General features: G+C 55.8%; 28 protein-coding genes and 5 tRNA genes. All 33 read left to right on the forward strand.

Annotated features, from left to right (window positions below; translation table 11 throughout):
- Window positions 1–73 precede the first annotated feature (73 nt).
- The 33 genes from ACO06L_RS17765 (at window position 74) to rplN (ending at window position 26,246) form a co-directional block, all read left to right on the forward strand.
- On the forward strand, window positions 74–1,039 hold the full coding sequence (locus ACO06L_RS17765) for a biotin--[acetyl-CoA-carboxylase] ligase (RefSeq protein ID WP_202348127.1): 966 nt from the start codon (window positions 74–76) through the stop codon (window positions 1,037–1,039).
- Window positions 1,036–1,770, forward strand: coding sequence for a type III pantothenate kinase (locus tag ACO06L_RS17770; RefSeq protein ID WP_202348126.1), 735 nt, complete (start codon window positions 1,036–1,038; stop codon window positions 1,768–1,770). The genes ACO06L_RS17765 and ACO06L_RS17770 overlap by 4 nt, the downstream gene beginning before the upstream one ends.
- Complete coding sequence (locus ACO06L_RS17775; RefSeq protein ID WP_064228497.1) at window positions 1,767–2,435, forward strand: hypothetical protein; 669 nt, start codon at window positions 1,767–1,769, stop codon at window positions 2,433–2,435. The genes ACO06L_RS17770 and ACO06L_RS17775 overlap by 4 nt, the downstream gene beginning before the upstream one ends.
- Before the next feature lie 31 nt (window positions 2,436–2,466).
- A tRNA-Thr gene (locus ACO06L_RS17780) sits at window positions 2,467–2,542 on the forward strand.
- Window positions 2,543–2,581: 39 nt separating this feature from the next.
- A tRNA-Tyr gene (locus ACO06L_RS17785) sits at window positions 2,582–2,666 on the forward strand.
- Window positions 2,667–2,677: 11 nt separating this feature from the next.
- Window positions 2,678–2,752: transfer RNA gene (locus ACO06L_RS17790), tRNA-Gly, on the forward strand.
- Between the two features lie 14 nt (window positions 2,753–2,766).
- Window positions 2,767–2,842, forward strand: a tRNA-Thr gene (locus ACO06L_RS17795).
- Window positions 2,843–2,893: 51 nt separating this feature from the next.
- The gene (gene tuf, locus ACO06L_RS17800) at window positions 2,894–4,090 is read left to right on the forward strand and encodes an elongation factor Tu (RefSeq protein ID WP_202348125.1); all 1,197 of its coding nucleotides are present in this window, start codon (window positions 2,894–2,896) and stop codon (window positions 4,088–4,090) included.
- 37 nt (window positions 4,091–4,127) lie between these two features.
- Window positions 4,128–4,203: transfer RNA gene (locus ACO06L_RS17805), tRNA-Trp, on the forward strand.
- 33 nt (window positions 4,204–4,236) lie between these two features.
- Window positions 4,237–4,605: a preprotein translocase subunit SecE gene (gene secE, locus ACO06L_RS17810; RefSeq protein WP_064228582.1), complete on the forward strand. Its 369-nt coding sequence runs from the start codon at window positions 4,237–4,239 to the stop codon at window positions 4,603–4,605.
- A 12-nt stretch (window positions 4,606–4,617) separates the two neighbouring features.
- Window positions 4,618–5,151: a transcription termination/antitermination protein NusG gene (gene nusG / locus ACO06L_RS17815; RefSeq protein ID WP_202348124.1), complete on the forward strand. Its 534-nt coding sequence runs from the start codon at window positions 4,618–4,620 to the stop codon at window positions 5,149–5,151.
- A gap of 118 nt (window positions 5,152–5,269) precedes the next feature.
- Window positions 5,270–5,701 carry a 50S ribosomal protein L11 gene (rplK, locus tag ACO06L_RS17820; protein WP_064228580.1) on the forward strand — a complete coding sequence of 144 codons (432 nt, stop codon included), beginning with the start codon at window positions 5,270–5,272 and terminating at the stop codon, window positions 5,699–5,701.
- Window position 5,702: 1 nt separating this feature from the next.
- Window positions 5,703–6,401, forward strand: coding sequence for a 50S ribosomal protein L1 (rplA, locus tag ACO06L_RS17825; protein WP_064228579.1), 699 nt, complete (start codon window positions 5,703–5,705; stop codon window positions 6,399–6,401).
- Window positions 6,402–6,626: 225 nt separating this feature from the next.
- Complete coding sequence (gene rplJ / locus ACO06L_RS17830; RefSeq protein WP_064228578.1) at window positions 6,627–7,157, forward strand: 50S ribosomal protein L10; 531 nt, start codon at window positions 6,627–6,629, stop codon at window positions 7,155–7,157.
- Window positions 7,158–7,197: 40 nt separating this feature from the next.
- Window positions 7,198–7,575, forward strand: a complete 378-nt coding sequence (rplL, locus tag ACO06L_RS17835) for a 50S ribosomal protein L7/L12 (protein WP_008174836.1) — start codon at window positions 7,198–7,200, stop codon at window positions 7,573–7,575.
- Window positions 7,576–7,816: 241 nt separating this feature from the next.
- Window positions 7,817–11,896: a DNA-directed RNA polymerase subunit beta gene (rpoB, locus tag ACO06L_RS17840; RefSeq protein WP_064228583.1), complete on the forward strand. Its 4,080-nt coding sequence runs from the start codon at window positions 7,817–7,819 to the stop codon at window positions 11,894–11,896.
- A gap of 76 nt (window positions 11,897–11,972) precedes the next feature.
- Complete coding sequence (rpoC, locus tag ACO06L_RS17845) at window positions 11,973–16,187, forward strand: DNA-directed RNA polymerase subunit beta' (protein WP_008174840.1); 4,215 nt, start codon at window positions 11,973–11,975, stop codon at window positions 16,185–16,187.
- 167 nt (window positions 16,188–16,354) lie between these two features.
- The gene (gene rpsL / locus ACO06L_RS17850; RefSeq protein ID WP_008174844.1) at window positions 16,355–16,729 is read left to right on the forward strand and encodes a 30S ribosomal protein S12; all 375 of its coding nucleotides are present in this window, start codon (window positions 16,355–16,357) and stop codon (window positions 16,727–16,729) included.
- A gap of 114 nt (window positions 16,730–16,843) precedes the next feature.
- Window positions 16,844–17,314, forward strand: a complete 471-nt coding sequence (rpsG, locus tag ACO06L_RS17855) for a 30S ribosomal protein S7 (protein WP_008174847.1) — start codon at window positions 16,844–16,846, stop codon at window positions 17,312–17,314.
- An 18-nt stretch (window positions 17,315–17,332) separates the two neighbouring features.
- Entirely contained in the window at window positions 17,333–19,438 is a 2,106-nt protein-coding gene (fusA, locus tag ACO06L_RS17860) for an elongation factor G (RefSeq protein ID WP_064228577.1), read from the forward strand.
- A gap of 35 nt (window positions 19,439–19,473) precedes the next feature.
- On the forward strand, window positions 19,474–20,670 hold the full coding sequence (tuf, locus tag ACO06L_RS17865) for an elongation factor Tu (protein WP_202348123.1): 1,197 nt from the start codon (window positions 19,474–19,476) through the stop codon (window positions 20,668–20,670).
- A 185-nt stretch (window positions 20,671–20,855) separates the two neighbouring features.
- Complete coding sequence (rpsJ, locus tag ACO06L_RS17870; RefSeq protein ID WP_004580743.1) at window positions 20,856–21,167, forward strand: 30S ribosomal protein S10; 312 nt, start codon at window positions 20,856–20,858, stop codon at window positions 21,165–21,167.
- Window positions 21,168–21,243: 76 nt separating this feature from the next.
- Entirely contained in the window at window positions 21,244–21,882 is a 639-nt protein-coding gene (gene rplC, locus ACO06L_RS17875; protein WP_104322380.1) for a 50S ribosomal protein L3, read from the forward strand.
- 11 nt (window positions 21,883–21,893) lie between these two features.
- Window positions 21,894–22,499, forward strand: a complete 606-nt coding sequence (rplD, locus tag ACO06L_RS17880) for a 50S ribosomal protein L4 (protein ID WP_064230340.1) — start codon at window positions 21,894–21,896, stop codon at window positions 22,497–22,499.
- Window positions 22,496–22,789: a 50S ribosomal protein L23 gene (gene rplW / locus ACO06L_RS17885; RefSeq protein ID WP_064230339.1), complete on the forward strand. Its 294-nt coding sequence runs from the start codon at window positions 22,496–22,498 to the stop codon at window positions 22,787–22,789. Before rplD ends, rplW begins: the two co-directional genes overlap by 4 nt.
- 17 nt (window positions 22,790–22,806) lie before the next feature.
- Complete coding sequence (gene rplB / locus ACO06L_RS17890) at window positions 22,807–23,634, forward strand: 50S ribosomal protein L2 (protein WP_421846065.1); 828 nt, start codon at window positions 22,807–22,809, stop codon at window positions 23,632–23,634.
- A gap of 23 nt (window positions 23,635–23,657) precedes the next feature.
- On the forward strand, window positions 23,658–23,933 hold the full coding sequence (gene rpsS / locus ACO06L_RS17895) for a 30S ribosomal protein S19 (protein ID WP_007154011.1): 276 nt from the start codon (window positions 23,658–23,660) through the stop codon (window positions 23,931–23,933).
- A gap of 16 nt (window positions 23,934–23,949) precedes the next feature.
- On the forward strand, window positions 23,950–24,282 hold the full coding sequence (rplV, locus tag ACO06L_RS17900) for a 50S ribosomal protein L22 (protein ID WP_069185081.1): 333 nt from the start codon (window positions 23,950–23,952) through the stop codon (window positions 24,280–24,282).
- Between the two features lie 11 nt (window positions 24,283–24,293).
- Window positions 24,294–24,977: a 30S ribosomal protein S3 gene (gene rpsC / locus ACO06L_RS17905; protein ID WP_064230338.1), complete on the forward strand. Its 684-nt coding sequence runs from the start codon at window positions 24,294–24,296 to the stop codon at window positions 24,975–24,977.
- A 12-nt stretch (window positions 24,978–24,989) separates the two neighbouring features.
- Complete coding sequence (rplP, locus tag ACO06L_RS17910; RefSeq protein ID WP_008174875.1) at window positions 24,990–25,403, forward strand: 50S ribosomal protein L16; 414 nt, start codon at window positions 24,990–24,992, stop codon at window positions 25,401–25,403.
- The gene (gene rpmC, locus ACO06L_RS17915; RefSeq protein ID WP_008174877.1) at window positions 25,403–25,594 is read left to right on the forward strand and encodes a 50S ribosomal protein L29; all 192 of its coding nucleotides are present in this window, start codon (window positions 25,403–25,405) and stop codon (window positions 25,592–25,594) included. Before rplP ends, rpmC begins: the two co-directional genes overlap by 1 nt.
- Window position 25,595: 1 nt before the next feature.
- Complete coding sequence (gene rpsQ / locus ACO06L_RS17920; protein ID WP_008174879.1) at window positions 25,596–25,862, forward strand: 30S ribosomal protein S17; 267 nt, start codon at window positions 25,596–25,598, stop codon at window positions 25,860–25,862.
- 15 nt (window positions 25,863–25,877) lie between these two features.
- Entirely contained in the window at window positions 25,878–26,246 is a 369-nt protein-coding gene (rplN, locus tag ACO06L_RS17925; RefSeq protein WP_007154005.1) for a 50S ribosomal protein L14, read from the forward strand.
- Window positions 26,247–26,254 lie beyond the last annotated feature (8 nt).

A 26,254-nucleotide genomic window follows, 5' to 3' on the forward strand; every position in this document is an offset into this window, starting at 1 on the left:
CTGCCGACTTTGTCTTTTTCCTTCCCCTGGTGTTTAATCCGGCCTTACCCACTCTCATGGCTGGATGCGTGTTATGAAATCCAAAGCACTTATAGAGTTGCTCAGTGACGGACAGGTCCACTCGGGGGCTGCGTTGGCCGAAAAACTCGGGGTCAGTCGCACGGCGATCTGGAAGCAGATCCGTCGCGCAATGGAGGAAGGTGCTGATATTGCCACGATCCGTGGGCGCGGGTATCAGCTGGTATCGAGGGTTGACCTGCTCGACCGTGTGGCGGTGCTTGATGGAATTGCTTCCGGCCGGGAAGAGGAACTGGCGCTGACCGTGCTCGATGAAGTGGATTCAACCAATGCCGAAGTGGTCCGGCAGATTACGGCCGGGACAAAAGGTATTCCGGTGGTCATGGCCGACTGCCAGACCTCGGGGCGCGGGCGACGAGGGCGAGTATGGCAAAGCCCTCGGGGCGAGAACCTGTACCTCAGTATGGGGCTGACTTTCCACGGTGGCTTCGGGGTACTGGATGGATTGAGCCTGGTGCTGGGTGTTGCAGTAGCCAATGCACTTGAGCGACTCGGTGTGCCAGAGGTTGGGCTCAAATGGCCAAACGATATATTTCTGCCCGACGGAAAGCTTGGCGGCATTCTGGTGGAACTGCAGGGCGAGCTGGAGGAGGGGGTTGTGCAAGTGATTGCCGGCATTGGCCTGAATGTCCACATGTCCCGGGCCGACGGTGTCGATCAGCCCTGGAGCAGCCTTGCCAGGGTTTGCCCCGAAACGGACTGGTCGCGGAACCAGGTCGCCAGCGCCATTATCGACGCCGTTCTGGATGTGGTACCCCTGTTTTCAGATGTCGGTTTCGCAGATTTCCGGGAGCCCTGGCAGCGCCGGGACATCTTTATGGGAAAACCGCTTCAGGCTCGAGGCGGTGATGTGGAAGGCGTCGGCTGCGGTATTGATGACGCCGGGAATTATCAGATCCGGACCCAAACCGGAGTTGTTCCGGTACGCGCAGGGGAAATCAGTCTGCGAGTGATGCCATGAAGCTTTTTATTGATGCAGGCAATACCCGGTTGAAATGGTGTCTCGATGATCAGGGCCGCACCCTGGTATCAGGCACAGGTTCACTGGAAGAGGAGAATCCAGTGAGCTCAGTCGGAGAGCTCATCAGGCACGTCAGCAGTGTTGCCATATCCACCGTTGCTTCCGAGGAACGACGCGCTTATTTGCTGGATTCTCTTGCAAAGCTCTGCCCTGCGCCGGTGCAGTTTTACTGGTCCGAGCAGGCCCGTAACGGTCTGGTAAATGCCTACCAGGATGTCTCGAGAATGGGGGCAGATCGATGGCATGCCATGTATGGCGCCTGGCTCGACCACAAACAGGGCTTCGTGGTGGTAGATGCCGGCAGTGCCGTCACCGTCGATTATGTGGATTCGCGTGGCCGGCATCTGGGCGGTTATATCCTTCCTGGACTACAGATGATGTTGCGGAGCCTCAGGACCGATGCGGCGCGAATCTGGTTCGACCCCGATCAGGGGCTGGCGACAGACCCGGGCAGAAGTACCGGCGAATGCGTGAACCACGGTCTTGCCTGGCTTTCGGGTGCCATGGTCGAGCGGGTTATCGCTGACGTTCGTAAGCACAGCCTGTCTGATGTGTTGGTGACTGGCGGCGACGCGAACCGCCTGATCGGTCTTGGCCTGTCTGGTGTCCATCGCCCTGACCTTGTGTTGTCTGGCTTGCGTGCGATCCATGCCGAGGATACATCCGAATGAGGTGGTTGGCGTTTGTGCTGGTCCTGGTGAGTATTGGTATTTATTACCTGCCAGACTTCGCCGGGCCTTCGGGCGGAATGGCCAAAGTCGCCAGTGGCAGTTTGCCGAGGGTGGCCAGCCTGAAATCATCGGAGCCCCGGAATGTCGAGGTTGGCGAGGCGACGGGCCAGTCTGGGCCCTCCTGTGTGCGCCTTGGCTGGATAGAAAGTGCGGAGCGCGCTCACAGGCTCGTGGATAATCAGCCCCTTGCTGAAGAGGCAGGTTTTACCGTTGAGGAAGTCGAGAGAGAGTTGCCGCCCTTGCACTGGGTTCTTATCCCGCCCCAGCCTGAAGATGTTGCGTTGCGGCAGTTCCGCGACATTCAACGTCAGGGCATTGATTCCTACCTGGTTACTGAGGGAGAGAATCGCAATGCCATTTCCCTGGGCCTGTTCGAGTCCCGGGAATCTGCAATTTCCGTGCTGGAAGAAAAAAAACGCCAGAATCTTAATGCGGTACTGGTCAACTTCCCCCGAAATCAGATAAGCTACGCGCTCTCTTTTGAGGCTGAACCGGAACTCGCTGAGGAACTGGTTCAGGCGGTGAAAGCGGATTACGGCAGCAATTTTGATTTCGTTGAAATCAGGCCTTGTGAAGGTGTTGCAACGCCAGAAAAAAATCCGTAGTATACCGCCCTCGCTGACGAGGCGAATGTGAGCTGGCGTAGCTCAGTTGGTAGAGCAGCTGACTTGTAATCAGCAGGTCGGGGGTTCGATTCCGTCCGCCAGCTCCACTTTAAGTTTTGACGGATTTGCGTAAGCAAATTCGACTCGGAGGGGTTCCCGAGTGGCCAAAGGGATCAGACTGTAAATCTGACGGCATCGCCTTCGCAGGTTCGAATCCTGCCCCCTCCACCACTAAATTGCTCGCGGGCATCGTATAGTGGCTATTACCTCAGCCTTCCAAGCTGATGACGCGGGTTCGATTCCCGCTGCCCGCTCCAATTTGTTTTGCAATGCTCATGTAGCTCAGTTGGTAGAGCACACCCTTGGTAAGGGTGAGGTCGGCGGTTCAAATCCGCCCATGAGCTCCATTATTTATCCGGTCAACGTTACGATCCTGGTTGATTAGGGAGATTGGTCGAATGTCTAAGTCAAAGTTTGAACGTAATAAGCCGCACTTGAATGTGGGCACCATTGGTCACGTTGATCATGGCAAGACCACTCTGACCGCAGCTCTGACTCGTGTATGTCACGAAGTTTTCGGTACCGGTGAGAGCCGTGCGTTTGACCAGATCGATAACGCACCGGAAGAGCGTGCGCGTGGTATCACCATCGCCACCTCCCACGTTGAGTACGATTCTCCGACCCGTCACTACGCTCACGTAGATTGCCCGGGCCACGCTGACTATGTGAAGAACATGATCACTGGTGCGGCGCAGATGGACGGCGCGATCCTGGTTTGTTCCGCAGCTGACGGCCCCATGCCGCAGACTCGTGAGCATATCCTGCTGTCCCGTCAGGTTGGTGTACCTTACATCGTTGTGTTCCTGAACAAAGCGGACATGGTAGACGATGAAGAGCTGCTCGAGCTGGTCGAGATGGAAGTTCGTGATCTGCTGAGCCAGTACGACTTCCCGGGTGACGACACCCCGATCGTTACCGGTTCCGCTCTGATGGCGCTGGAAGGCAAAGACGACAACGAGATGGGTACTACCGCTGTCAAGAAGTTGGTAGAAGCTCTGGATGCTTACATCCCTGAGCCGGAGCGTGCGATTGATCAGCCGTTCCTGATGCCGATCGAGGATGTCTTCTCTATCTCTGGTCGTGGTACCGTGGTAACCGGCCGTGTTGAGCGTGGCATCATCAAGGTTGGTGACGAAGTGGAAATCGTGGGTATCAAGGATACCGTGAAGACCACTTGTACCGGTGTTGAGATGTTCCGCAAGCTGCTGGACGAAGGTCGCGCGGGTGAGAACGTTGGTGTTCTGCTGCGTGGTACCAAGCGTGACGACGTTGAGCGTGGTCAGGTTCTGGCGGTTCCGGGCTCCATCACTCCGCACACCAAGTTCGAGTGCGAAGTGTACGTACTGTCCAAAGAAGAAGGTGGTCGTCATACTCCGTTCTTCAAGGGCTACCGTCCGCAGTTCTACTTCCGTACCACCGACGTAACCGGTTCTTGCGAGCTGCCGGAAGGTGTGGAAATGGTTATGCCGGGTGACAACGTCAAGATGAGTGTTACCCTGATTGCTCCGATCGCCATGGAAGATGGTCTGCGCTTCGCGATTCGTGAAGGCGGCCGTACCGTTGGTGCCGGCGTAGTCTCCAAGATCATCGAGTAATAGGCTCGAGAGTAAGTGCGCTGAGTTGTTTCGGTGCAGGCCAGTAGCTCAATTGGCAGAGCAGCGGTCTCCAAAACCGCAGGTTGGGGGTTCGATTCCCTCCTGGCCTGCCATTTTTTAACATCCGGATACATAAGTTGATTCCTATGGAGTCAAAAGCCGTTCAGTCAGCCAGCCGTTTCGATTTCCTGAAGTGGCTGGTTGTTTTCGTTCTGATCGCCATCGGTGTGGTGGGGAATCAGTATTTTAGTGCCGAGTCTCTGCTGTATCGGGTTCTGGCTCTTGTAGGTCTCGCCATTGTGGCGGCGCTTGTTGCCCTCCAAACCGACCGCGGCCGTCGTTTCGCGACGCTGTTGAAGGAAGCGAGAGTAGAGATCCGGAAAGTGGTATGGCCCACCAGGCCTGAGCTCGTGCAGACGACAGCTATCGTTGTAGTGTTTGTGCTGGTTGTGGCTCTGTTGTTGTGGGGTATGGACTCGCTGATCAGTTGGCTGGTCGCCGGGTTTATCGGTTAACAGGAGTGGGCAATGGCTAAGCGCTGGTACGTCGTTCATGCGTATTCTGGCTTTGAAAAGCAGGTAATGCGCACTCTCAAGGAGCGCGTTGCGCTGCACGAGATGGAAGACCGTTTCGGCGAAATCCTGGTTCCGACCGAGGAAGTCGTCGAGATGCGAGAAGGGAAGAAGCGCAAGAGTGAGCGCAAGTTCTATCCCGGGTACGTACTGGTCCAGATGGAAATGGACGATGCGACGTGGCACCTTGTGAAGAATACTCCGCGAGTCCTTGGCTTTATTGGTGGTACCAAGGATAAGCCCGCGCCGATCACCGAGAAGGAAGCGGAAGCGATCCTGCGTCGGGTGGAAAGCGGTGCGGATAAGCCCAAGCCGAAGACTCTGTTCGAGCCGGGTGAGGTTGTTCGCGTTGTTGAAGGTCCCTTTGCGGACTTCAATGGTGTGGTTGAAGAAGTCGACTACGACAAGAGTCGGGTCAAGGTTGCCGTTCTTATTTTCGGGCGTTCAACTCCGGTAGAGCTGGAGTTTGGGCAGGTCGAAAAAGACTGATCGGTAACGAGAAATCTGAAAGCTCGCGCGCTAAAGCGACGCGGGCTTTTTGTGTCTGCTGTTAGCAGTTGTAAAAACCGGGGAGCCGAAAGGCGTTTGAACCCATAGGAGAGCTATCATGGCAAAGAAGATTGAAGCGTACATCAAGCTTCAGGTTGCTGCCGGTAAGGCCAACCCGAGTCCCCCCGTTGGTCCCGCACTGGGTCAGCGTGGCGTGAACATCATGGAATTCTGTAAGGCGTTCAACGCCCAAACCCAGGACATGGAGCCTGGTCTGCCGATTCCGACTGTGATCACCGTCTACAGTGATCGTAGCTTTACCTTTATTACCAAGACTCCGCCTGCACCGGTTCTTCTGTTGAAGGCTGCTGGTATCAAGAGTGGCTCTGGTCGTCCGAACACTGACAAGGTCGGTACCGTGACCCGTGAGCAGCTTGAAGAGATTGCCAAGACCAAAGAGCCGGATCTGACTGCAGCCGATATGGACGCAGCGGTACGTACCATTGCAGGAACAGCCCGCAGCATGGGCCTGAACGTGGAGGGCCTGTAACATGGCAAAGCTGAGCAAGCGTCAGAAGCTTATTCGTGAAAAGGTAGACTCTACCCGTTCCTACTCTGTAGACGAGGCAGTTGCACTGCTGGTTGAACTGGGCCAGAACGTGAAGTTCAAGGAGTCTGTCGACGTTGCTGTCAATCTGGGCGTTGATGCACGTAAATCCGATCAGGTTGTTCGTAGCAGCACTGTTCTGCCTCACGGCACTGGCAAGACCGTTCGTGTTGCTGTGTTTACCCAGGGCGCCAACGCTGAAAAAGCAACGGCTGCTGGTGCAGACATCGTGGGAATGGACGATCTGGCGGACGAAGTTAAAAAAGGCAACATGGATTTCGACGTAGTTATCGCTACTCCGGACGCCATGCGTGTTGTTGGTCAGCTGGGCCAGATTCTTGGTCCCCGTGGCCTGATGCCGAACCCGAAGGTGGGTACTGTGACCCCTGACGTCGAGACTGCAGTCAAAAACGCCAAGGCCGGTCAGGTTCGTTACCGCACCGACAAGAACGGCATTATCCACGCTCCGCTGGGTAACGTTGAATTCTCTGCCCAGAACATCAAGGAAAACCTTGAAGCTCTGGTAGCAGATCTGAAAAAGGCCAAGCCGTCGTCGGCGAAAGGTGTGTATCTCAAGAAGATCACCATTTCCTCGACTATGGGTCCTGGCCTGACTATCGATCAGAGCGGTCTCGCTATTTGATCCTTTGATTGGTGGTTACTTTGTAGTCTGGGCGGAAGCCAAGGCTGTCAAAGACCGCAGGCCCCCGAAGCACTTCCGGTCTGACCGGAAGTGCTGCAAGGGTTAAAGCAACGCCTGCGCAGACGGTGTGAAGACGTTCTCTCTGAACCCAAACACCGTTAGGAGCCCCGCGAGGGGTATATGTGGGTTTGCCGGGAAGACCCGGCGAAATCGAGGAGAAATCCAGTGGCAATTAGACTCGAAGACAAGAAAGCGATCGTCGCTGAAGTCAACGAGACTGCCGGTGGTGCTCTGTCTGTGGTGATGGCTGACTACCGTGGTGTTACCTCTGGTGACATGACGGCGCTTCGTGCCAAAGCTCGTGCCGAAAACGTGCGTCTGAAGGTTGTTCGTAACAACCTGGCGAAGATCGCGATTCGCGGTACCGAGTTTGAGTGTATCGACGAAGCTCTGGTTGGTCCTACCATTCTGGCATTCTCTATGGAAGATCCGGGCGCGGCAGCGCGTCTGCTGAAGGATTTTGCCAAAGAGAAAGAAGCGTTCGAGATTAAAGGCCTGGCCGTCGGCGGAGAGCTGATGGGTGCAGACCAGATCGACCGTCTTGCCAAGCTGCCAACACGTCACGAAGCGCTGACGATGCTGGCTGCTGTAACACAGGCACCGATCACCAAGCTGGCACGGACACTGAACGAAGTTCCTTCGAAAGTGACTCGTGCTGTAGCGGCAGTTCGCGACCAGAAGCAAGAAGCTGCTTGATTCTGTTGAACACCATTTTTTATATTTTTGGGAGAAAGTCATGGCTCTGTCTAACGAAGACATTTTGAACGCAATTGCTGAAATGAGCGTAATGGACGTTGTTGCGCTGGTTGAAGCAATGGAAGAGAAATTCGGTGTTTCTGCCGCTGCAGCCGTTGCTGCTGCTCCGGCTGCTGCTGGTGGTGGCGAAGCCGCTGCTGAAGAGCAGACCGAGTTTGACGTTGTACTTACCGGTCCTGGTGAGAAGAAAGTAAACGTAATCAAGGCCGTTCGTGAACTGACCGGCCTGGGTCTGAAAGAAGCCAAGGAAATGGTCGACAGCGCTCCTTCCGTGATCAAGGAAGCAGCTAGCAAAGACGACGCTGAAGAAGCCAAGAAGAAGCTCGAGGAAGCAGGCGCTTCTGTTGAGCTCAAGTAAGAGTCGGCTGTTGATCGAAACCGTGCGATAAGCATGGACAGGCTGGTGGCTTTGGGCCACCGGCCTTTTTCTGTTGTATATGCTATAGAGTCTGGTGAGCAATTGCAGGTTGATGTCAGATCTATAACCTACAGCCAGAGTCTTGTTCAAGACGGCGCGATAAGCCGAGCAATTCGGCCCCGAAGCAGAACAATGGTTGCTTCTTGATACCAGGTATCAGGTCTAAAGCTGGGGAATGCAGATGACTTACTCCTACACTGAGAAAAAGCGGATTCGCAAAGATTTTAGTAAATTGCCTTCCGTGATGGACGTCCCCTATTTGCTGTCTATTCAGCTGGATTCGTTCCGGGACTTCCTCCAAATGGAAGCCGCTCCTGAAGACCGCCGGGAAACCGGTCTTCACGCAGCATTCAAATCCGTATTCCCGATTGTCAGTTACTCTGGCAATGCCGCGCTCGAATACGTTAGTTACCGTATTGGCGAGCCGGTTTTTGATGTCAAGGAATGCCAGCTTAGGGGCGTAACCTATGCAGCGCCGCTGCGGGTGAAGGTCCGCCTTATCATTTACGATAAGGAATCGTCCAACAAGGCGATCAAGGACATTAAAGAGCAGGAAGTCTACATGGGCGAAATGCCCCTGATGACCGAGAACGGTACCTTCGTTATCAACGGTACCGAGCGCGTTATTGTTTCCCAGCTCCACCGTTCTCCGGGTGTGTTCTTCGATCACGACAAGGGCAAGACCCACTCCTCAGGCAAGCTGTTGTATTCTGCCCGGGTGATTCCTTACCGTGGTTCCTGGCTGGACTTCGAGTTTGATCCGAAGGACTCCGTGTTCGTTCGTATCGACCGTCGTCGTAAGCTCCCGGCATCCATTCTGTTGCGTGCCCTGGGCTACACCTCTGAGCAGATGCTCGAGATGTTCTTCGAAACCAGTAAATTCAGCCTGGGCGCGGAAGTGTGCAAGCTGGAGCTGGTACCGAGCCGTCTGCGTGGCGACATCGCGACCTTCGATATCAAAGACAATGACGGTAACGTGATTGTCGAGGAAGGCCGCCGTATTACCGCTCGTCACATCAAGCAGCTTGAAAAAGCCGGAATCAACGAGCTTGAGGTTCCAACGGAGTACCTTTACGGCCGCGTACTGGCCAAGGACATGATCGATCAGGCTTCCGGTGAAGTTCTGGTTGAGTGTAACTCCGAGCTGACGGAAGAGCTGGTTACCAAGATCCTGGACGCTGGCGTGAAGGAAATTGAGACCCTTTACACCAACGATCTGGACTGTGGTCCGTTCATGTCCGATACCCTGCGCATCGATCCGACCCGCACGCCGCTGGAAGCGCTGGTTGAGATCTACCGTATGATGCGCCCGGGTGAGCCGCCCACCAAGGAGTCGGCTGAAAATCTGTTCAATAACCTGTTCTTCTCCGAAGAGCGGTACGACCTGTCTGCGGTTGGCCGGATGAAGCTGAACCGTCGCCTGCGCCGTGAAGAGAGCACAGGTGAGGGCACGCTGACCCACGAAGACATCATCGATGTTCTCAAGACCCTGATCGATATCCGTAACGGCCAGGGCAATGTCGATGACATCGATAACCTGGGTAACCGTCGTGTTCGTTGCGTTGGCGAAATGGCTGAAAACCAGTTCCGTGTTGGTCTGGTGCGGGTTGAGCGTGCAGTTCGTGAGCGTCTGAGTCTTGCTGAAAGCGAAGGCCTGATGCCGCAGGATCTGATCAACGCCAAGCCGGTGGCTGCTGCGGTTAAAGAATTCTTTGGCTCCAGCCAGCTGTCCCAGTTCATGGACCAGAACAACCCGCTGTCCGAGGTCACGCACAAGCGTCGTATCTCTGCGTTGGGCCCAGGTGGTCTGACCCGTGAGCGTGCGGGCTTTGAGGTACGTGACGTACACCCGACCCATTACGGCCGTGTGTGCCCGATCGAGACGCCGGAAGGTCCGAACATTGGTCTGATCAACTCGCTGGCGACTTACGCCCGCTCCAACTCCTACGGCTTTCTTGAGAGCCCGTACCGGAAGGTTGAGAACGGCGTGGTAACCGATGAAGTGGTTTACCTGTCCGCTATCGAGGAGAGCAACTACGTCATCGCCCAGGCCAGCGCCGCCATGGACGAAAAGACCAAGCGTCTGACCGACGAGCTGGTTACCGTCCGGCATCAGAACGAATTTACCGTTACTCCGCCGGAAAGCGTCAACTTCATGGACGTTTCACCGCGCCAGGTAGTGTCGGTTGCCGCATCGCTGATTCCGTTCCTGGAACACGACGACGCCAACCGGGCCCTGATGGGTGCGAACATGCAGCGTCAGGCAGTTCCGACCCTGCGTTCCCAGGTCCCTCTGGTAGGTACCGGCGTTGAGCGCACGGTGGCACAGGACTCCGGTGTCTGTGTAACGGCCCGTCGTGGCGGTGTGATTGAGAGTGTCGACGCGGCCCGTATAGTGGTTCGTGTCAACAATGAGGAAACCGAAGCGGGTGATGCAGGTGTGGATATCTACAACCTGACCAAATACACCCGTTCGAACCAGAACACCTGTATCAACCAGCGCTCCATCGTGCGTCAGGGCGACGTAATCGCCCGTGGTGACGTGCTGGCTGACGGTCCGTCCGTGGATCTGGGTGAGCTGGCTCTGGGGCAGAACATGCGCATAGCGTTCATGCCCTGGAACGGTTACAACTTTGAGGACTCCATCCTCATCTCCGAGAAAGTGGTTCAGGAAGACCGGCTGACCACCATCCACATTCAGGAACTGACCTGTGTGGCTCGGGATACCAAGCTGGGTAGCGAAGAAATTACCGCGGATATTCCGAACGTTGGTGAAAGTGCGCTGTCTAAGTTGGATGAGTCCGGGATTGTTTACATCGGTGCCGAGGTGGGCCCGGGCGACATTCTGGTAGGCAAGGTAACACCGAAAGGTGAAACCCAGCTGACACCGGAAGAGAAGCTGCTGCGTGCCATCTTTGGTGAGAAGGCGTCTGATGTGAAGGACACCTCCTCCCGTGTGCCGACTGGCACCCGCGGCACCGTTATCGACGTGCAGGTCTTTACCCGCGACGGTATCGAGAAGGATCAGCGTGCCCAGTCCATCGAGAAAGAGCAGTTGGACCAGTATCGCAAGGACCTGAAGGACGAATACCGGATTGTTGAAGGTGCGACTTTCGAGCGTCTGAATAGTGCGTTGAAAGGACAGGAAGTGATCAGTGGGCCGGGCCTGAAGAAAGGCGCCACCCTCGAAGAGAGCTACCTGGCCGAGCTGCCGCGTTCTGACTGGTTCAAGCTCCGGATGAAAGACGAGAGCCTGAACGAGCTGCTGGAGAAATCCGAGCAGGGTCTGGAAGACCGCAAGAAGGAACACGAAGCACGCTTTGACGACAAGAAAGGCAAGCTTCAGCAGGGCGACGACCTCGCACCGGGCGTACTGAAGATCGTCAAGGTATACCTGGCTATCAAGCGTCGTATCCAGCCGGGTGACAAGATGGCCGGTCGTCATGGTAACAAGGGTGTTATTTCCTCGGTTATGCCGATCGAAGACATGCCTTACGACGAGCACGGCAACACGGTTGACGTGGTTCTGAACCCGTTGGGTGTTCCCTCGCGGATGAACGTAGGTCAGGTGCTTGAGACTCACCTGGGTGCTGCAGCTAAGGGTCTGGGTGAGCGTATCAGCCAGATGCTGGACGAGCAGCGCAAGGTGGCTGAATTACGCAAGCTGCTGGATGAGATCTACAATCACTCAGACGAAGTGTTCAAGGTGGACCTGGATTCCCTGTCCGACAAGGAAATCCTGGAGATGTGCCACAACCTTCGCGGCGGTGTACCCATGGCAACGCCGGTATTCGACGGTGCCAAGGAAGCCGAGGTCAAGCGCATGCTTGAGCTTGCGGGACTGAGCACCACCGGTCAGACCATGCTGTATGACGGTCGTACTGGTGATATGTTCGACCGCCCGGTGACGGTTGGCTACATGTACATCCTGAAGCTGAACCACCTGATCGACGACAAGATGCACGCTCGTTCCACCGGCTCTTACAGCCTCGTTACCCAGCAGCCGCTGGGTGGTAAGGCGCAGTTCGGTGGCCAGCGCTTCGGTGAGATGGAAGTGTGGGCTCTCGAGGCCTACGGTGCAGCTTACACGCTGCAGGAGATGCTCACCGTCAAGTCTGATGACGTGAACGGTCGGACCAAGATGTACAAGAACATTGTCGATGGCGATCATCGGATGGAGCCGGGCATGCCCGAATCCTTCAACGTTCTTGTCAAGGAAATCCGCTCGCTGGGTATCGACATCGAGCTGGAATCCGAGTGAGCCGAATTGTTTTTGGCAGCGTGAGCGGGCACGACCAGTGCCCGCCCGAGATTAACGCCATCCGGAGCTTTTACTGATGAAAGATTTGCTGAATCTTCTCAAGAGCCAGAACCAAAGCAAGGAATTCGACGCCATCCGCATTGGCCTGGCGTCGCCTGACATGATCCGTTCCTGGTCCTTTGGCGAAGTGAAGAAGCCTGAGACCATTAACTACCGTACCTTCAAGCCGGAGCGCGACGGTCTTTTCTGTGCCAAGATCTTCGGCCCGATCAAGGACTACGAGTGTCTGTGCGGTAAATACAAGCGCCTCAAGCATCGCGGTGTCATCTGCGAGAAGTGTGGCGTTGAGGTTGCGCTGGCCAGTGTCCGCCGTGAGCGGATGGGCCATATTGAGCTGGCCAGCCCGGTCGCGCACATCTGGTTCCTGAAGTCACTGCCGTCCCGTATCGGTCTGATGCTGGACATGACCCTGCGCGATATCGAGCGGGTCCTGTACTTCGAATCCTTTATTGTTATCGATCCGGGGATGACCACCCTGGAGAAGGGCCAGTTGCTGAACGATGAGCAGTACTATGAAGCTCTGGAAGAATTCGGTGACGAGTTCGACGCCCGCATGGGTGCCGAAGCGGTCAAGGAGCTCCTTGAAGGTATTGACCTGCAGGAAGAGGTCGATGCCTTGCGTGAGGAGATTCCGCAGACCAATTCCGAAACCAAGATCAAGAAGTTCAGCAAGCGTCTGAAGATTCTTGAGGCGTTCCTGTATTCCGGCAACAAGCCAGGCGACATGGTCATGACCGTGCTGCCGGTGCTTCCGCCGGATCTGCGCCCGCTGGTACCGCTGGACGGTGGCCGCTTCGCGACCTCTGATCTGAACGATCTTTACCGTCGGGTGATCAACCGGAACAACCGTCTCAAGCGCCTGCTGGAGCTGAACGCTCCGGATATCATCGTGCGTAACGAGAAACGGATGCTGCAGGAAGCCGTTGACGCGCTGCTGGACAACGGACGCCGTGGCCGGGCCATTACCGGCACCAACAAGCGCCCGCTGAAGTCCCTGGCTGACATGATCAAGGGTAAGCAGGGTCGTTTCCGTCAGAACCTGCTTGGTAAGCGTGTGGATTACTCCGGTCGTTCAGTGATCGTGGTCGGTCCTTACCTGCGCCTGCACCAGTGTGGTCTTCCAAAGAAGATGGCACTGGAACTGTTCAAGCCGTTTATTTTCTCCAAGTTGGAGCACCGCGGCCTGGCGACCACCATCAAGGCCGCCAAGAAAATGGTCGAGCGCGAGGAAGGCGTGGTCTGGGATATCCTGGACGAAGTCATCCGTGAGCATCCGATCATGCTGAACCGTGCGCCGACCCTGCACCGTCTGGGTATCCAGGCGTTCGAGCCGGTTCTGATCGAAGGCAAGGCGATCCAGCTGCATCCGCTGGTGTGTGCGGCCTACAACGCCGACTTTGACGGCGACCAGATGGCGGTTCACGTACCGCTGACCCTGGAAGCCCAGCTCGAAGCCCGTGCGCTGATGATGTCCACCAACAACGTACTGTCGCCGGCCAACGGCGAGCCGATTATCGTGCCTTCCCAGGACGTGGTGCTCGGCCTGTACTACATGACCCGTGAGCGCAAGAGCGCCCTGGGGGAGGGTATGGTGTTTGCCGACGTCAAAGAGGCGCATCGTGCCTACGGCGCTGGCAAGGTCGACCTTCAGGCGATCGTCAAGGTTCGCGTGAAGGAAGTGGCGATTGCCGAAGATGGCTCCCGTACCGAGCAATACAAGATTGTTGATACCACGGTTGGTCGTGCTCTGCTGTTTGACATCGTGCCTGATGGCCTGTCCTACGAGCTGGTCAACAAGCCGATGGTCAAGAAGGCAATCTCTAACCTGATCAACACCTGCTACCGTGATGCCGGTCTGAAAGACACCGTCATCTTCGCGGATCAGCTGATGTACATGGGTTATCACTATGCGACCGTGTCCGGGATCTCCATCGGTTTCAACGATTTCGAGATTCCGCCGGAGAAGTACGAGCTGGTCGATGCCGCATCCGCTGAGGTGAAGGATATCGAAACCCAGTACGCGTCCGGTCTGCTGACCCAGGGCGAGAAGTACAACAAGGTTATCGATATCTGGTCACGTGCCAACGACAAGGTTTCCAAGGCCATGATGGAACGTCTGGCCAAGGAACAGGTTATCGGGCCCGACGGACAACCGGTGAAGGGTGAGGACGGCGAATACCTGATGCAGGAGTCGTTCAACTCGGTTTACATGATGGCCGATTCCGGCGCCCGGGGTTCCGCGGCCCAGATCCGTCAGCTGGCCGGTATGCGTGGCCTGATGGCCAAGCCGGATGGCTCTATCATCGAGACACCGATCACCGCGAACTTCCGTGAAGGTCTGAACGTACTGCAGTACTTCATCTCGACCCACGGTGCTCGTAAGGGTCTGGCGGATACCGCTCTGAAGACCGCGAACTCAGGTTACCTGACCCGTCGTCTGGTGGATGTCTCCCAGGATCTGGTCGTTACCGAGCCTGACTGTGGTACCGATGAAGGTCTGCTGATGACGCCGCACATCGAAGGTGGCGACGTTGTAGTACCGCTGGGTGACCGGGTTCTGGGTCGTGTGACCGCCCGTGATGCGTTTACTCCGACCGACAAGGACAACGCTGTTATTGAAGCCGGCACCCTGCTGGACGAGAAGGCCGTTGAGACCCTCGAACGGGCTGGTGTGGATGAAGTCTGGGTTCGCTCTGCGATCACCTGTGAAACCCGTCACGGTATCTGCTCGAAGTGCTACGGCCGTGATCTGGCTCGTGGCCACGAGGTAAACGTTGGTGAAGCTGTGGGCGTTATCGCTGCGCAGTCTATCGGTGAGCCGGGCACCCAGCTGACCATGCGTACCTTCCACATTGGTGGTGCGGCCAGCCGGGCGTCCGCGGTCGACAATATTCAGGTCAAGCATGGCGGGACCGTCCGTCTGCACAACATGAAGTCGATCGAGAAGGCCGACGGTACTCTTGTAGTAATCTCCCGCTCCTCCGCGCTGGCCATCGCCGATGACCAGGGTCGTGAGCGTGAGTGGTACAAGTTGCCCTACGGCGCTGTTCTCTCCGTCAAGCACGGTGATGCGGTTGAAGCGGGCGTTGTGGTCGCCAAGTGGGACCCGCACACCCACCCGATCATCGCCGAAGCCGGTGGTACCGCAAAATTCGTCAACATGGACCAGGGCATCACTGTCCGCACCCAGACCGACGAACTGACCGGCCTGTCCACCATGGAGGTCATCGATTCCAAGGAGCGTCCTGCCGCTGGTAAGGATATCCGGCCGGCGATCCAGCTGATTGACGAGAAGGGTGAAGAAGTGGAGCTGCCAGGTGGCGGCACTGCAATCTTCTTCCTGCCGGCGAACGCTCTGGTGACCATGGCCAACGGTGCTCGGATCGAGCTGGGTGACGTGGTAGCACGTATCCCGCAGGAAAGCTCCAAGACCCGGGACATCACCGGTGGTCTGCCACGGGTTGCCGACCTGTTCGAGGCCCGTCGTCCGAAGGAGTCGTCCATTCTGGCCGAAATCAGCGGTATGGTGTCGTTCGGCAAGGAAACCAAAGGCAAGAAGCGCCTGGTGATCACGCCGAAGGATGGCGATGCCTACGAAGTGCTGATTCCGAAGCACCGCCAGCTCAACGTCTTCGAAGGTGAGACAGTTGAGAAGGGCGAGGTGATCTCCGATGGTCCGTCCAACCCGCACGACATTCTGCGTCTGCTGGGTGTGGTCGAGCTGGCGAAGTACATCACCAACGAAATCCAGGATGTTTACCGTCTGCAGGGCGTTGTCATCAACGATAAACACATCGAGGTTATCGTCCGTCAGATGCTGCGCAAGGTCGAAATCACCGATCCGGGTGATACGACTCTGTTGTCCGGTGATCAGGTGGAAATCACCCAGGTGCTGGAAGAGAACGAGAAGGCCGACGCCGCCGACAAAGAGCCTGCACGGTTCGAGCGTCTGTTGCTGGGTATCACCAAGGCTTCCCTGGCCACCGAGTCGTTCATTTCTGCGGCTTCGTTCCAGGAAACCACCCGGGTACTCACCGAAGGTGCGGTTACCGGTAAGCGTGATTACCTGCGCGGCCTGAAGGAAAACGTTGTGGTTGGTCGACTGATTCCGGCCGGTACCGGTCTGGCATACCACAACGAGCGTCGTCGTAAGCGCGATCTGGAAGAGCAGGGCGTAACCGCGGCCGACGTGGAAGAAGCTCTGAGTGCCGAGCTCAACCGCGAAAGCTGAGTTGGGACGGCGCGCCGCCTCCGGGTAGTTACCTACCCGGGAGGTGGTCAAAAAGAGACCAGTCATCTTGACTGTCCGGGGGCGCAGGCTTACACTTGCGTCCCTTAAATTTTACCCCCTGCACAGGGGGTAAGTTTCATTGATATGGTTTTTTGGAGTTTGCTTACATGGCAACGATTAATCAGTTGGTGCGTAAGCCTCGTAAGCGCAAGGTAGCCAAGAGCGATGTTCCTGCTCTCCAGGCCTGCCCTCAGCGCCGTGGTGTGTGCACTCGTGTGTACACCACAACGCCGAAGAAGCCGAACTCAGCACTGCGTAAAGTGTGCCGTGTTCGTCTGACCAACGGCTACGAGGTTTCCTCATACATTGGTGGTGAAGGTCACAACCTTCAGGAGCACAGTGTTGTGCTTATCCGGGGCGGTCGAGTAAAAGACCTTCCGGGTGTGCGCTATCACACTGTTCGCGGAACGCTGGACACCCAGGGTGTGCAGAACCGTAAGCAGGGCCGCTCCAAGTACGGTGCAAAACGACCCAAGTCCTGATGTCCCGAGCGGGTGTCTTTTATCGTTGCTTGTCAGAACGGTAAGAGTAAGGCTGAGTAGCATTTGCTATCTCAGGGGTTCCTGAAGACCTTTTAGATATATAAGGGCTTATCGATGCCTAGAAGAAGAGTTGCAGCTAAACGGGAAATTATCCCGGATCCGAAATTCGGCAGTGCACGTCTTGCCAAGTTCATCAACCACGTGATGGAAAGTGGCAAGAAGTCTACCGCAGAGCGCATTGTTTATGGCGCTCTGGACATTGTTGCCGAGAAATCCAAGGAAGAGCCGATCGACATGTTCGAGAAGGCCCTGGAGAACATCCAGCCGATGGTTGAGGTTAAGTCCCGTCGTGTGGGTGGTGCTACTTACCAGGTGCCTGTCGAAGTACGGCCTTCCCGTCAGAACGCGCTGGCAATGCGCTGGCTCGTCGAATATTCACGGAAGCGCGGTGAGAAGTCCATGGCTCAGCGTCTGGCTGGTGAAATCCTGGACGCCGCTGACAGCAAAGGCTCCGCTGTTAAGAAGCGTGAAGATGTTCACCGCATGGCAGAAGCCAACAAGGCGTTCTCTCACTTCCGTTTCTAATCAGCCGAGGTTTATACAGTGGCACGCAAGACTCCTATCAAGCGTTACAGAAACATTGGTATTTGTGCGCACGTTGATGCGGGCAAAACCACGACCACCGAGCGGGTCCTGTTCTACACAGGTATCTCCCACAAGATCGGTGAAGTTCATGATGGTGCAGCTACCATGGACTGGATGGAGCAGGAGCAGGAGCGTGGTATTACCATCACCTCTGCTGCGACTACGACATTCTGGCAGGGTATGGACAAGCAGTACCCTGAGCACCGGATCAACATCATCGACACCCCGGGGCACGTTGACTTCACTATCGAAGTAGAGCGCTCGCTGCGCGTACTCGACGGTGCGGTTGTCGTGTTCTGTGGTTCCTCCGGTGTTGAGCCCCAGTCCGAAACCGTATGGCGTCAGGCTAACAAGTACGAAGTTCCCCGCATGGTGTTCGTCAACAAGATGGACCGTGCCGGTGCCAACTTCCTGCGCGTTGTTGACCAGATCAAGAAGCGTCTGGGTGCGAATTGCGTTCCCATTCAGCTGCCGATCGGTTCTGAAGATAACTTCGCCGGCATTGTGGACCTGATTCGTAACCAGGCGATCTACTGGAACGAAGCTGACTCAGGTGCGACCTACGAGCAGAAAGATGTGCCTGCGGAGATGGTCGACGAGGTCGCCATGTACCGTGAGCAGATGATGGAAGCTGCGGCGGAAGCCAATGAAGAGTTGATGGAGAAGTACCTCGAGGAAGGCGAGCTGTCCAATGACGAGATCAAGCAAGGGCTGCGTCAGCGCACTCTGGCCAATGAAATCGTTGTTGCGACCTGTGGTTCTGCCTTCAAGAACAAAGGTGTTCAGGCGGTTCTGGATTCTGTTATCGAGTTTCTCCCGGCGCCGGACGAAGTCAAGGCCATCCGTGGTGAAGTTGACGACGAAGGCACCGAAGAAACCCGTCCGGTTGATGACGAAGCTCCGTTCGCCGCTCTGGCGTTCAAGATCGCCACAGACCCGTTCGTTGGTACGCTGACCTTTTTCCGGGTTTACTCAGGCAAGCTTGAGTCCGGTAATGCCGTCTACAACTCGGTAAAAGGCAAGAAAGAGCGCGTCGGCCGGATGGTTCAGATGCACTCCAAGGATCGTCAGGAAATCAAAGAAGTACTGGCGGGCGATATTGCTGCCGCTATCGGTCTCAAGAGCGTGACCACCGGTGACACCCTGTGTGACGAGAACCACAAGATCATTCTCGAGCGCATGGAGTTCCCGGAGCCGGTAATTTCCGTTGCTGTTGAGCCGAAGTCCAAGGCCGACCAGGAAAAGATGGGCGTTGCTCTGGGCAAGCTGGCTCAGGAAGACCCGTCGTTCCGCGTTCGTACCGACGAGGAATCCGGTCAGACCATCATCTCCGGTATGGGTGAGCTTCACCTGGATATCATCGTTGACCGTATGCGTCGCGAGTTCAAGGTAGAGGCCAACATCGGTAAGCCGCAGGTTGCCTATCGTGAGTGCATCCGCAAGCCGGTAGACGTCGAAGGCAAGTTTGTTCGTCAGTCCGGTGGTCGCGGTCAGTACGGTCACGTCAAGATCAAGCTTGAGCCGCTGCCGCTGGATGATGAAGATGGCGAAAACTTTATCTTCGTGAATGAGATTGTTGGTGGTGTTGTTCCCAAGGAATACATCCCGGCAGTTCAACAGGGTATTGAAGAGCAAATGCAGAACGGCTGTCTGGCCGGTTATCCGCTGCTGCGTATCAAGGCAACCCTGTATGACGGTTCCTATCACGACGTCGACTCCAACGAAATGGCCTTCAAGGTCGCCGGTTCCATGGCAATGAAGAAGGGTGCCCTCGAGGCGAACCCGGCACTGCTCGAGCCGATCATGCGTGTTGAAGTTGTGACGCCGGAAGACTACATGGGTGACGTTGTTGGCGACCTTAACCGTCGTCGTGGTGTCATCCAGGGTATGGACGAAGGTCCTGCCGGTAAGGTCATTCGTGCAGAGGTTCCGTTGTCGGAAATGTTCGGTTACGCCACCGACCTGCGTTCTGCAACGCAAGGCCGGGCGTCCTACGCGATGGAGTTCTCTGGTTATTCAGAGGCGCCTTCGAACATTGCCGAAGCGATCATTAAAAAGGGTTGATCCCCAGGACTTAAGAAACAGGAAGAGGTGTAACCGTGTCTAAAGAAAAATTTGAGCGTAGTAAACCGCACTTGAACGTAGGCACCATTGGTCACGTAGACCATGGTAAAACCACTTTGACTGCCGCCCTGACCCGTGTATGTCACGAAGTCTGGGGTACAGGAACTGCAAGCGCATTCGATCAGATCGATAACGCGCCGGAAGAGCGTGCGCGTGGTATCACCATCGCCACCTCCCACGTTGAGTACGATTCTCCGACCCGCCACTACGCTCACGTAGACTGCCCGGGCCACGCTGACTATGTGAAGAACATGATCACTGGTGCAGCACAGATGGACGGCGCGATCCTGGTTTGTTCCGCAGCTGACGGCCCCATGCCGCAGACTCGTGAGCACATCCTGCTGTCCCGTCAGGTTGGTGTACCTTACATCGTTGTGTTCCTGAACAAAGCGGACATGGTAGACGATGAAGAGCTGCTCGAGCTGGTCGAGATGGAAGTTCGTGATCTGCTGAGTCAGTACGACTTCCCGGGTGACGACACTCCGATCATCACCGGTTCCGCGCTGATGGCGCTGGAAGGCAAAGACGACAACGAGATGGGCACTACCGCTGTCAAGAAGCTGGTAGAAGCTCTGGATGACTACATCCCCGAGCCGGAGCGTGCGATCGATCAGCCGTTCCTGATGCCGATCGAGGACGTCTTCTCTATCTCTGGCCGTGGTACCGTAGTAACCGGTCGTGTTGAGCGTGGCGTTATCAAGACTGGTGACGAAGTTGAGATCGTTGGTCTGAAAGACACCGTCAAGACTACCTGTACTGGTGTTGAGATGTTCCGCAAGCTGCTCGACGAAGGTCGTGCGGGTGAGAACATTGGTGCACTGCTGCGTGGTACCAAGCGTGACGACGTTGAGCGTGGTCAGGTTCTGGCGGTTCCGGGCTCCATCACTCCGCACACCAAGTTCGAGTGCGAAGTGTACGTACTGTCCAAAGAAGAAGGTGGTCGTCATACTCCGTTCTTCAAGGGCTACCGTCCGCAGTTCTACTTCCGTACCACCGACGTAACCGGTTCTTGCGAACTGCCGGAAGGTGTGGAAATGGTTATGCCGGGTGACAACGTCAAGATGAGTGTTACCCTGATTGCTCCGATCGCCATGGAAGATGGTCTGCGCTTCGCGATTCGTGAAGGCGGCCGTACCGTTGGTGCCGGCGTAGTCTCCAAGATCATCGAGTAATCTGCTCGTTTGATCAGGAAAAAGGGGCTGATTCTTCAGCCCCTTTTTCTGTTTCAGCCGCAAAGCCCGCCTGGCCCGGTCAATCAGCATTGCTGTTGACAGGGTTGGGTATTATGCATACAATGCGGCTCCTTTTTTTGAAGGTCGGCTAACTAGTAGCTGCTACGAGTGGAGTTTGGTGCAACATGCAAAGCCAAAAAATTCGAATCCGGTTGAAGGCGTTTGATTATCGCCTGATCGACCAGTCCACGCAGGAGATCGTCGATACCGCCAAGCGGACCGGCGCTCAGGTGCGTGGCCCTATCCCTCTGCCGACGCGGAAGGAAAAGTACACGGTATTGATCTCTCCGCACGTCAACAAGGACGCGCGTGATCAGTATGAAATTCGTACGCATAAGCGTTTGCTCGACATCGTTGAGCCGACGGAAAAGACAGTAGATGCTTTGATGAAACTGGACCTGGCAGCAGGTGTAGACGTTCAGATCAGCCTCGGCTAATACCGCCCGGTATCAGTCTGTGTAACTGTCATAAGGCCATAGAGGGTGAGAGCCCCGTACACTTAAGAGGTGAAACATGGCAATTGGTATTGTCGGTCGCAAGGCCGGTATGACCCGTATTTTTACGGAAGATGGGCAGGCGCTGCCCGTAACGGTAATCGAGGTTGAGCCCAACCGCATTACCCAACTGAAAACTCTTGAAAGCGATGGCTACCGCGCCGTACAGGTGACTGTCGGTACTCGTCGTTCCTCTCGTGTTACCAAGAGCGAAGCGGGCCACTATGCCAAGGCGGGCGTTGAAGCCGGTCGTGGTATGTGGGAATTCCGTCTTGCCGATGGCGAAGGTGAAGACCTGGCCGCCGGTGGCGAGATCACGGCTTCTGTATTCGAAGACGGTCAGGTGGTTGATGCCATCGGTCAGTCCAAGGGTAAGGGCTTCCAGGGCGGTGTAAAGCGCTGGAACTTCTCCATGCAGGATGCCACCCACGGTAACTCTCTGTCTCACCGTGCTCCGGGTTCCATTGGTCAGAACCAGACTCCGGGCAAGGTATTCAAGGGCAAAAAGATGGCGGGCCAGATGGGTAATGCTCAGGTAACTGTGCAGAACCTGAAAATTGTCCGTGTCGACGCCGAGCGCAACCTGCTGCTGGTAAGTGGTGCCGTTCCCGGCGCAACTGGCGGCGATGTTGTCATCAAGCCTGCAGTTAAAGCCTGAGGAGCGGTGCGATGGAATTGACTATTACAGGTAGCGGCAAGGGAATTTCTGTTTCCGACGCTGCATTCGCCAAAGATTTTAACGAGTCGCTGGTTCACCAGGTAGTGACTGCCTACATGGCAGGCGCCCGCCAGGGTACCAAGGCTCAGAAGACGCGTTCCGAAGTAAGCGGTGGCGGTAAGAAGCCATGGCGCCAGAAGGGCACCGGTCGTGCCCGTGCCGGTACTATTCGTAGTCCGATCTGGCGCGCCGGTGGTGTTACCTTTGCGGCCAAGCCTCGTGGCTTCGAGCAGAAGGTTAACCGCAAGATGTACCGCGCAGCGATGCGCTCCATTTTTTCCGAGCTGGTTCGCCAGGAGCGTCTGGTTGTTGTTGACGACATGAATGTTGACAGCCCGAAGACCAAGGCATTCAACGCCAAGCTGAAGGATATCGGTGTGACCAACGCGCTGATTCTGTCCGACAACGTCGAGCAGAACCTGCATCTGGCCTCGCGCAACATTCCGCACGTTGACGTGCGTGATATTGCCGGTCTGGATCCGGTTAGCCTGGTTGCCTTCGAGAAGGTCGTTGTGACCGTTCCCGCTCTGAAGAAGATCGAGGAGATGCTGGGATGAATCAGGAACGTATTTACAAGGTCCTGCTTGGGCCGCACGTATCGGAAAAAGCGTCTCTGGCAGCAGAGCGTGGCCAGGTTGTGTTTCGTGTAGCACCTGATGCCACCAAGCCCGAGATCAAGAAAGCCGTTGAGCAGCTGTTCAACGTCACCGTAGAAGGTGTTCAGGTTCTGAACCGTAAAGGTAAGCTTAAGCGTACCGTTCGCGGCTTCGGCAAGCGTAATGACATTCGTAAGGCTTATGTAAAGCTGGCAGAAGGTCAGGACATCGATTTTCTGGATGTGGAATAAGGTAAAGGGGTCGTAATATGCCGATCGTCAAAACCAAACCAACATCTGCCGGACGCCGTCACGTTGTAAAGCTTTACAACCCGGATCTGCACACTGGGCGCCCTTACGAGCCGTTGGTAGAAAGAAAGAACAAGACGGGTGGTCGTAACAATGTAGGCCGCATCACAACCCGTCACACGGGTGGTGGCCACAAGAAGCACTACCGCGTCATCGATTTTAAGCGGACCAAAGATGGTATCCCGGCGACTATTGAGCGCCTGGAATACGATCCGAACCGCTCTGCGCACATTGCACTGCTGAAGTATGCCGATGGCGAGCGTCGTTACATTATCGCTCCCAAAGGTATGCAGATCGGTGATCCTGTGCGCTCCGGTATCGACGCACCGATCAAGGTGGGCAGCACGTTACCGCTCCGGAATATTCCGGTCGGTTCTGTGATCCACTGCGTCGAACTCAAGCCTGGCAAAGGTGCACAGCTGGCTCGCTCTGCGGGCGCATCCGTACAGCTGGTTGCCCGGGAAGGTGCTTATGCCACCATCCGCCTGCGCTCAGGTGAAATGCGAAAGGTGCTTGTAGATTGTCGTGCAACGCTGGGTGAAGTATCCAACAGCGAGCACAGTCTCAAGCAGCTTGGTAAAGCGGGTGCATCACGTTGGCGCGGTAAACGTCCAACAGTACGTGGTGTTGCTATGAACCCAGTTGACCACCCACATGGTGGTGGTGAAGGGCATACCTCTGGCGGGCGTCACCCGGTTACTCCGTGGGGTGTTCCGACCAAAGGGCATAAGACTCGTAAGAACAAGCGTACTGACAAGATGATAGTACGTCGTCGTTCGGCCAAGTAAACGACTACATAGAGGTAATTGCTGTGCCACGTTCTTTAAAGAAAGGTCCTTTTATAGACCTGCATCTGTTGAAGAAGGTCGAGGCAGCTCTGGAAGCTAACGACAAGCGGCCGATCAAAACCTGGTCGCGTCGGTCAACAGTTTTTCCGGAGATGGTAGGCCTGACCATTGCAGTCCACAACGGCAAGCAGCACGTGCCGGTTTATGTCACCGAAGATATGGTTGGACATAAGCTGGGTGAGTTCGCGGCAACGCGTACTTATCGTGGTCATGCGGCCGACAAGAAAGCTAAACGCTGATTCTGAGGTAATCGAAATGGAAGTAGCAGCCAAGTATAAGGGCGCTCGCCTCTCAGCTCAGAAAGCACGTCTTGTCGCTGACCAAGTACGCGGCAAGGCTGTTGAGGACGCCCTAAACATTCTGACTTTCAGCCCGAAGAAGGCGGCGGTCGTGATCAAGAAAGCTCTTGAATCCGCCATCGCCAACGCTGAGCACAACGAAGGTCTGGACGTTGACGAACTGCGGGTTTCCACCGTGATGGTGGATGAGGGTCCGACGCTCAAGCGAATCAAAGCTCGAGCCAAGGGGCGCGCTGACCGTATTTTCAAGCGCACCTGCCATATCACCGTCAAGGTCGCCGACAAGTAGGAGATGCTCAGATGGGTCATAAAGTAAATCCAACCGGCATTCGCCTGGGTGTGATCAAAGAGCACAACTCAGTCTGGTATGCCGACAAGAAGGAATACTCCAGGAACCTGCTGAATGACATTCAGGTTCGTGAGTTCCTCGACAAGCGTCTGGTTAAGGCGTCTGTCAGCAAGATTGTGATCGAGCGCCCTGCTCAGAACGCCCGTATCACGATCCATACTGCCCGTCCCGGTATTGTTATCGGTAAGAAGGGTGAAGATGTTGATCGTCTGCGTCGCGAAGTCAGCGACATGATGGGTGTGCCTGTGCACATCAACATCGAAGAAGTCCGCAAGCCGGACCTCGATGCCCGCCTGGTAGCGCAAAACGTTGCCGGCCAGCTGGAGCGTCGTGTGATGTTCCGTCGCGCTATGAAGCGTGCGGTTCAGAACGCCATGCGCCAGGGTGCCAAGGGTATCAAGATCCAGGTTGGCGGTCGTCTCGGGGGTGCTGAAATCGCGCGTTCCGAGTGGTATCGCGAAGGTCGTGTTCCGCTGCACACACTGCGTGCAGATATTGATTACGCAACCTACGAAGCGCATACCACTTACGGCGTAATCGGCGTCAAGGTATGGATCTTCAAAGGTGAGATTCTTGGTGGTATGGAGCAGGTCCGTGCTGACAAGAAAGCCTCTGGGAAGAAAGGTTCTAAGTAAAGGGGCACTCTTATGCTGCAACCAAAACGCACCAAATTTCGCAAGGTAATGAAAGGCCGTAACACCGGTCTTGCTCACCGCGCCAACAAGGTGAGCTTCGGTGAATACGGATTGAAGGCTACGAGCCGTGGGCGTATAACTGCGCGCCAGATTGAGGCAGCGCGTCGTACCATGACTCGTCGCATCAAGCGGGGCGGTAAGATCTGGATCCGGGTGTTCCCGGACAAGCCGATCACCGGTAAGCCGCTTGAAGTTCGAATGGGTAAAGGTAAGGGTTCTGTCGAGTATTGGGTGGCTGAAATCCAGCCGGGCCGCATGCTCTACGAGATGGAAGGTGTTTCCGAGGAAATCGCTCGTGACGCATTCACTCTCGCGGCGGCCAAACTGCCGGTACAGACCACCTTTGTAACGAGGACGGTGATGTGATGAAAGCAACAGAGCTGCGTGAAAAGTCAGTCGAGGAGCTGAACAAAGAGCTGATCGACCTCCTGAAGGAGCAGTTCAACCTGCGCATGCGTAAGGCGACAGGTCAGCTGAATCAGTCTCACCTTCTCGGCAAGGTGAAGCGCGACATCGCTCGCGTGAAAACAGTATTGAACGAAAAGGCAGGACAGTGACATGACCGAAGCTACCCAAACTGCCAGAACTCTGAGCGGCAAGGTCGTGAGCAACAAGATGGAGAAATCCATCGTGGTGCTGGTCGAGCGTCAGGTGAAACACCCGCTGTACGGTAAGTACATGAAGCGTTCAACCAAGATCCACGCTCACGATGAGAGCAATCAGTGCAACATCGGTGACACTGTGACCATTCAGGAAACCCGTCCGGTCTCCAAGACCAAGAGCTGGGCCCTGGTGGAAGTTACCGAACGTGCATCCAAGGTGTAACGCCGGAGAACAACCATGATTCAGACTCAAACAATGCTTGAAGTCGCGGACAACAGCGGTGCGCGTCAGGTGATGTGCATCAAGGTCCTGGGCGGTTCACATCGGCGTTATGCCAGCGTAGGGGATATCATCAAGGTGACCGTCAAGGAAGCCATCCCCCGCGGTAAAGTGAAGAAAGGCCAGGTCCTGAAAGCTGTCGTGGTGCGCACCCGCAAGGGTGTTCGTCGTCCCGACGGTTCGCTGATCCGTTTCGACGGAAACGCGGCAGTACTTCTGAACAATCAGGACGCTCCTATTGGTACCCGTATCTTCGGACCGGTTACCCGTGAACTGCGTAATGAGAAGTTCATGAAAATTATCTCACTGGCACCCGAAGTACTTTAAAGGACCAG

Origin of the sequence: Marinobacter sp. (assembly GCF_965229985.1) — a bacterium.
Lineage (GTDB): Bacteria > Pseudomonadota > Gammaproteobacteria > Pseudomonadales > Oleiphilaceae > Marinobacter.

Bases quoted from the DNA above. Each gene is read 5' to 3' on its own strand.
- ACO06L_RS17765 (WP_202348127.1), top strand. From the start codon at position 74: ATGAAATCCAAAGCACTTATAGAGTTGCTCAGTGACGGACAGGTCCAC.
- ACO06L_RS17770 (WP_202348126.1), top strand. From the start codon at position 1,036: ATGAAGCTTTTTATTGATGCAGGCAATACCCGGTTGAAATGGTGTCTC.
- ACO06L_RS17775 (WP_064228497.1), top strand. From the start codon at position 1,767: ATGAGGTGGTTGGCGTTTGTGCTGGTCCTGGTGAGTATTGGTATTTAT.
- tuf (WP_202348125.1), top strand. From the start codon at position 2,894: ATGTCTAAGTCAAAGTTTGAACGTAATAAGCCGCACTTGAATGTGGGC.
- secE (WP_064228582.1), top strand. From the start codon at position 4,237: ATGGAGTCAAAAGCCGTTCAGTCAGCCAGCCGTTTCGATTTCCTGAAG.
- nusG (WP_202348124.1), top strand. From the start codon at position 4,618: ATGGCTAAGCGCTGGTACGTCGTTCATGCGTATTCTGGCTTTGAAAAG.
- rplK (WP_064228580.1), top strand. From the start codon at position 5,270: ATGGCAAAGAAGATTGAAGCGTACATCAAGCTTCAGGTTGCTGCCGGT.
- rplA (WP_064228579.1), top strand. From the start codon at position 5,703: ATGGCAAAGCTGAGCAAGCGTCAGAAGCTTATTCGTGAAAAGGTAGAC.
- rplL (WP_008174836.1), top strand. From the start codon at position 7,198: ATGGCTCTGTCTAACGAAGACATTTTGAACGCAATTGCTGAAATGAGC.
- rpoB (WP_064228583.1), top strand. From the start codon at position 7,817: ATGACTTACTCCTACACTGAGAAAAAGCGGATTCGCAAAGATTTTAGT.
- rpoC (WP_008174840.1), top strand. From the start codon at position 11,973: ATGAAAGATTTGCTGAATCTTCTCAAGAGCCAGAACCAAAGCAAGGAA.
- rpsL (WP_008174844.1), top strand. From the start codon at position 16,355: ATGGCAACGATTAATCAGTTGGTGCGTAAGCCTCGTAAGCGCAAGGTA.
- rpsG (WP_008174847.1), top strand. From the start codon at position 16,844: ATGCCTAGAAGAAGAGTTGCAGCTAAACGGGAAATTATCCCGGATCCG.
- rpsJ (WP_004580743.1), top strand. From the start codon at position 20,856: ATGCAAAGCCAAAAAATTCGAATCCGGTTGAAGGCGTTTGATTATCGC.
- rplC (WP_104322380.1), top strand. From the start codon at position 21,244: ATGGCAATTGGTATTGTCGGTCGCAAGGCCGGTATGACCCGTATTTTT.
- rplD (WP_064230340.1), top strand. From the start codon at position 21,894: ATGGAATTGACTATTACAGGTAGCGGCAAGGGAATTTCTGTTTCCGAC.
- rplW (WP_064230339.1), top strand. From the start codon at position 22,496: ATGAATCAGGAACGTATTTACAAGGTCCTGCTTGGGCCGCACGTATCG.
- rplB (WP_421846065.1), top strand. From the start codon at position 22,807: ATGCCGATCGTCAAAACCAAACCAACATCTGCCGGACGCCGTCACGTT.
- rplV (WP_069185081.1), top strand. From the start codon at position 23,950: ATGGAAGTAGCAGCCAAGTATAAGGGCGCTCGCCTCTCAGCTCAGAAA.
- rpsC (WP_064230338.1), top strand. From the start codon at position 24,294: ATGGGTCATAAAGTAAATCCAACCGGCATTCGCCTGGGTGTGATCAAA.
- rplP (WP_008174875.1), top strand. From the start codon at position 24,990: ATGCTGCAACCAAAACGCACCAAATTTCGCAAGGTAATGAAAGGCCGT.
- rpmC (WP_008174877.1), top strand. From the start codon at position 25,403: ATGAAAGCAACAGAGCTGCGTGAAAAGTCAGTCGAGGAGCTGAACAAA.
- rpsQ (WP_008174879.1), top strand. From the start codon at position 25,596: ATGACCGAAGCTACCCAAACTGCCAGAACTCTGAGCGGCAAGGTCGTG.
- rplN (WP_007154005.1), top strand. From the start codon at position 25,878: ATGATTCAGACTCAAACAATGCTTGAAGTCGCGGACAACAGCGGTGCG.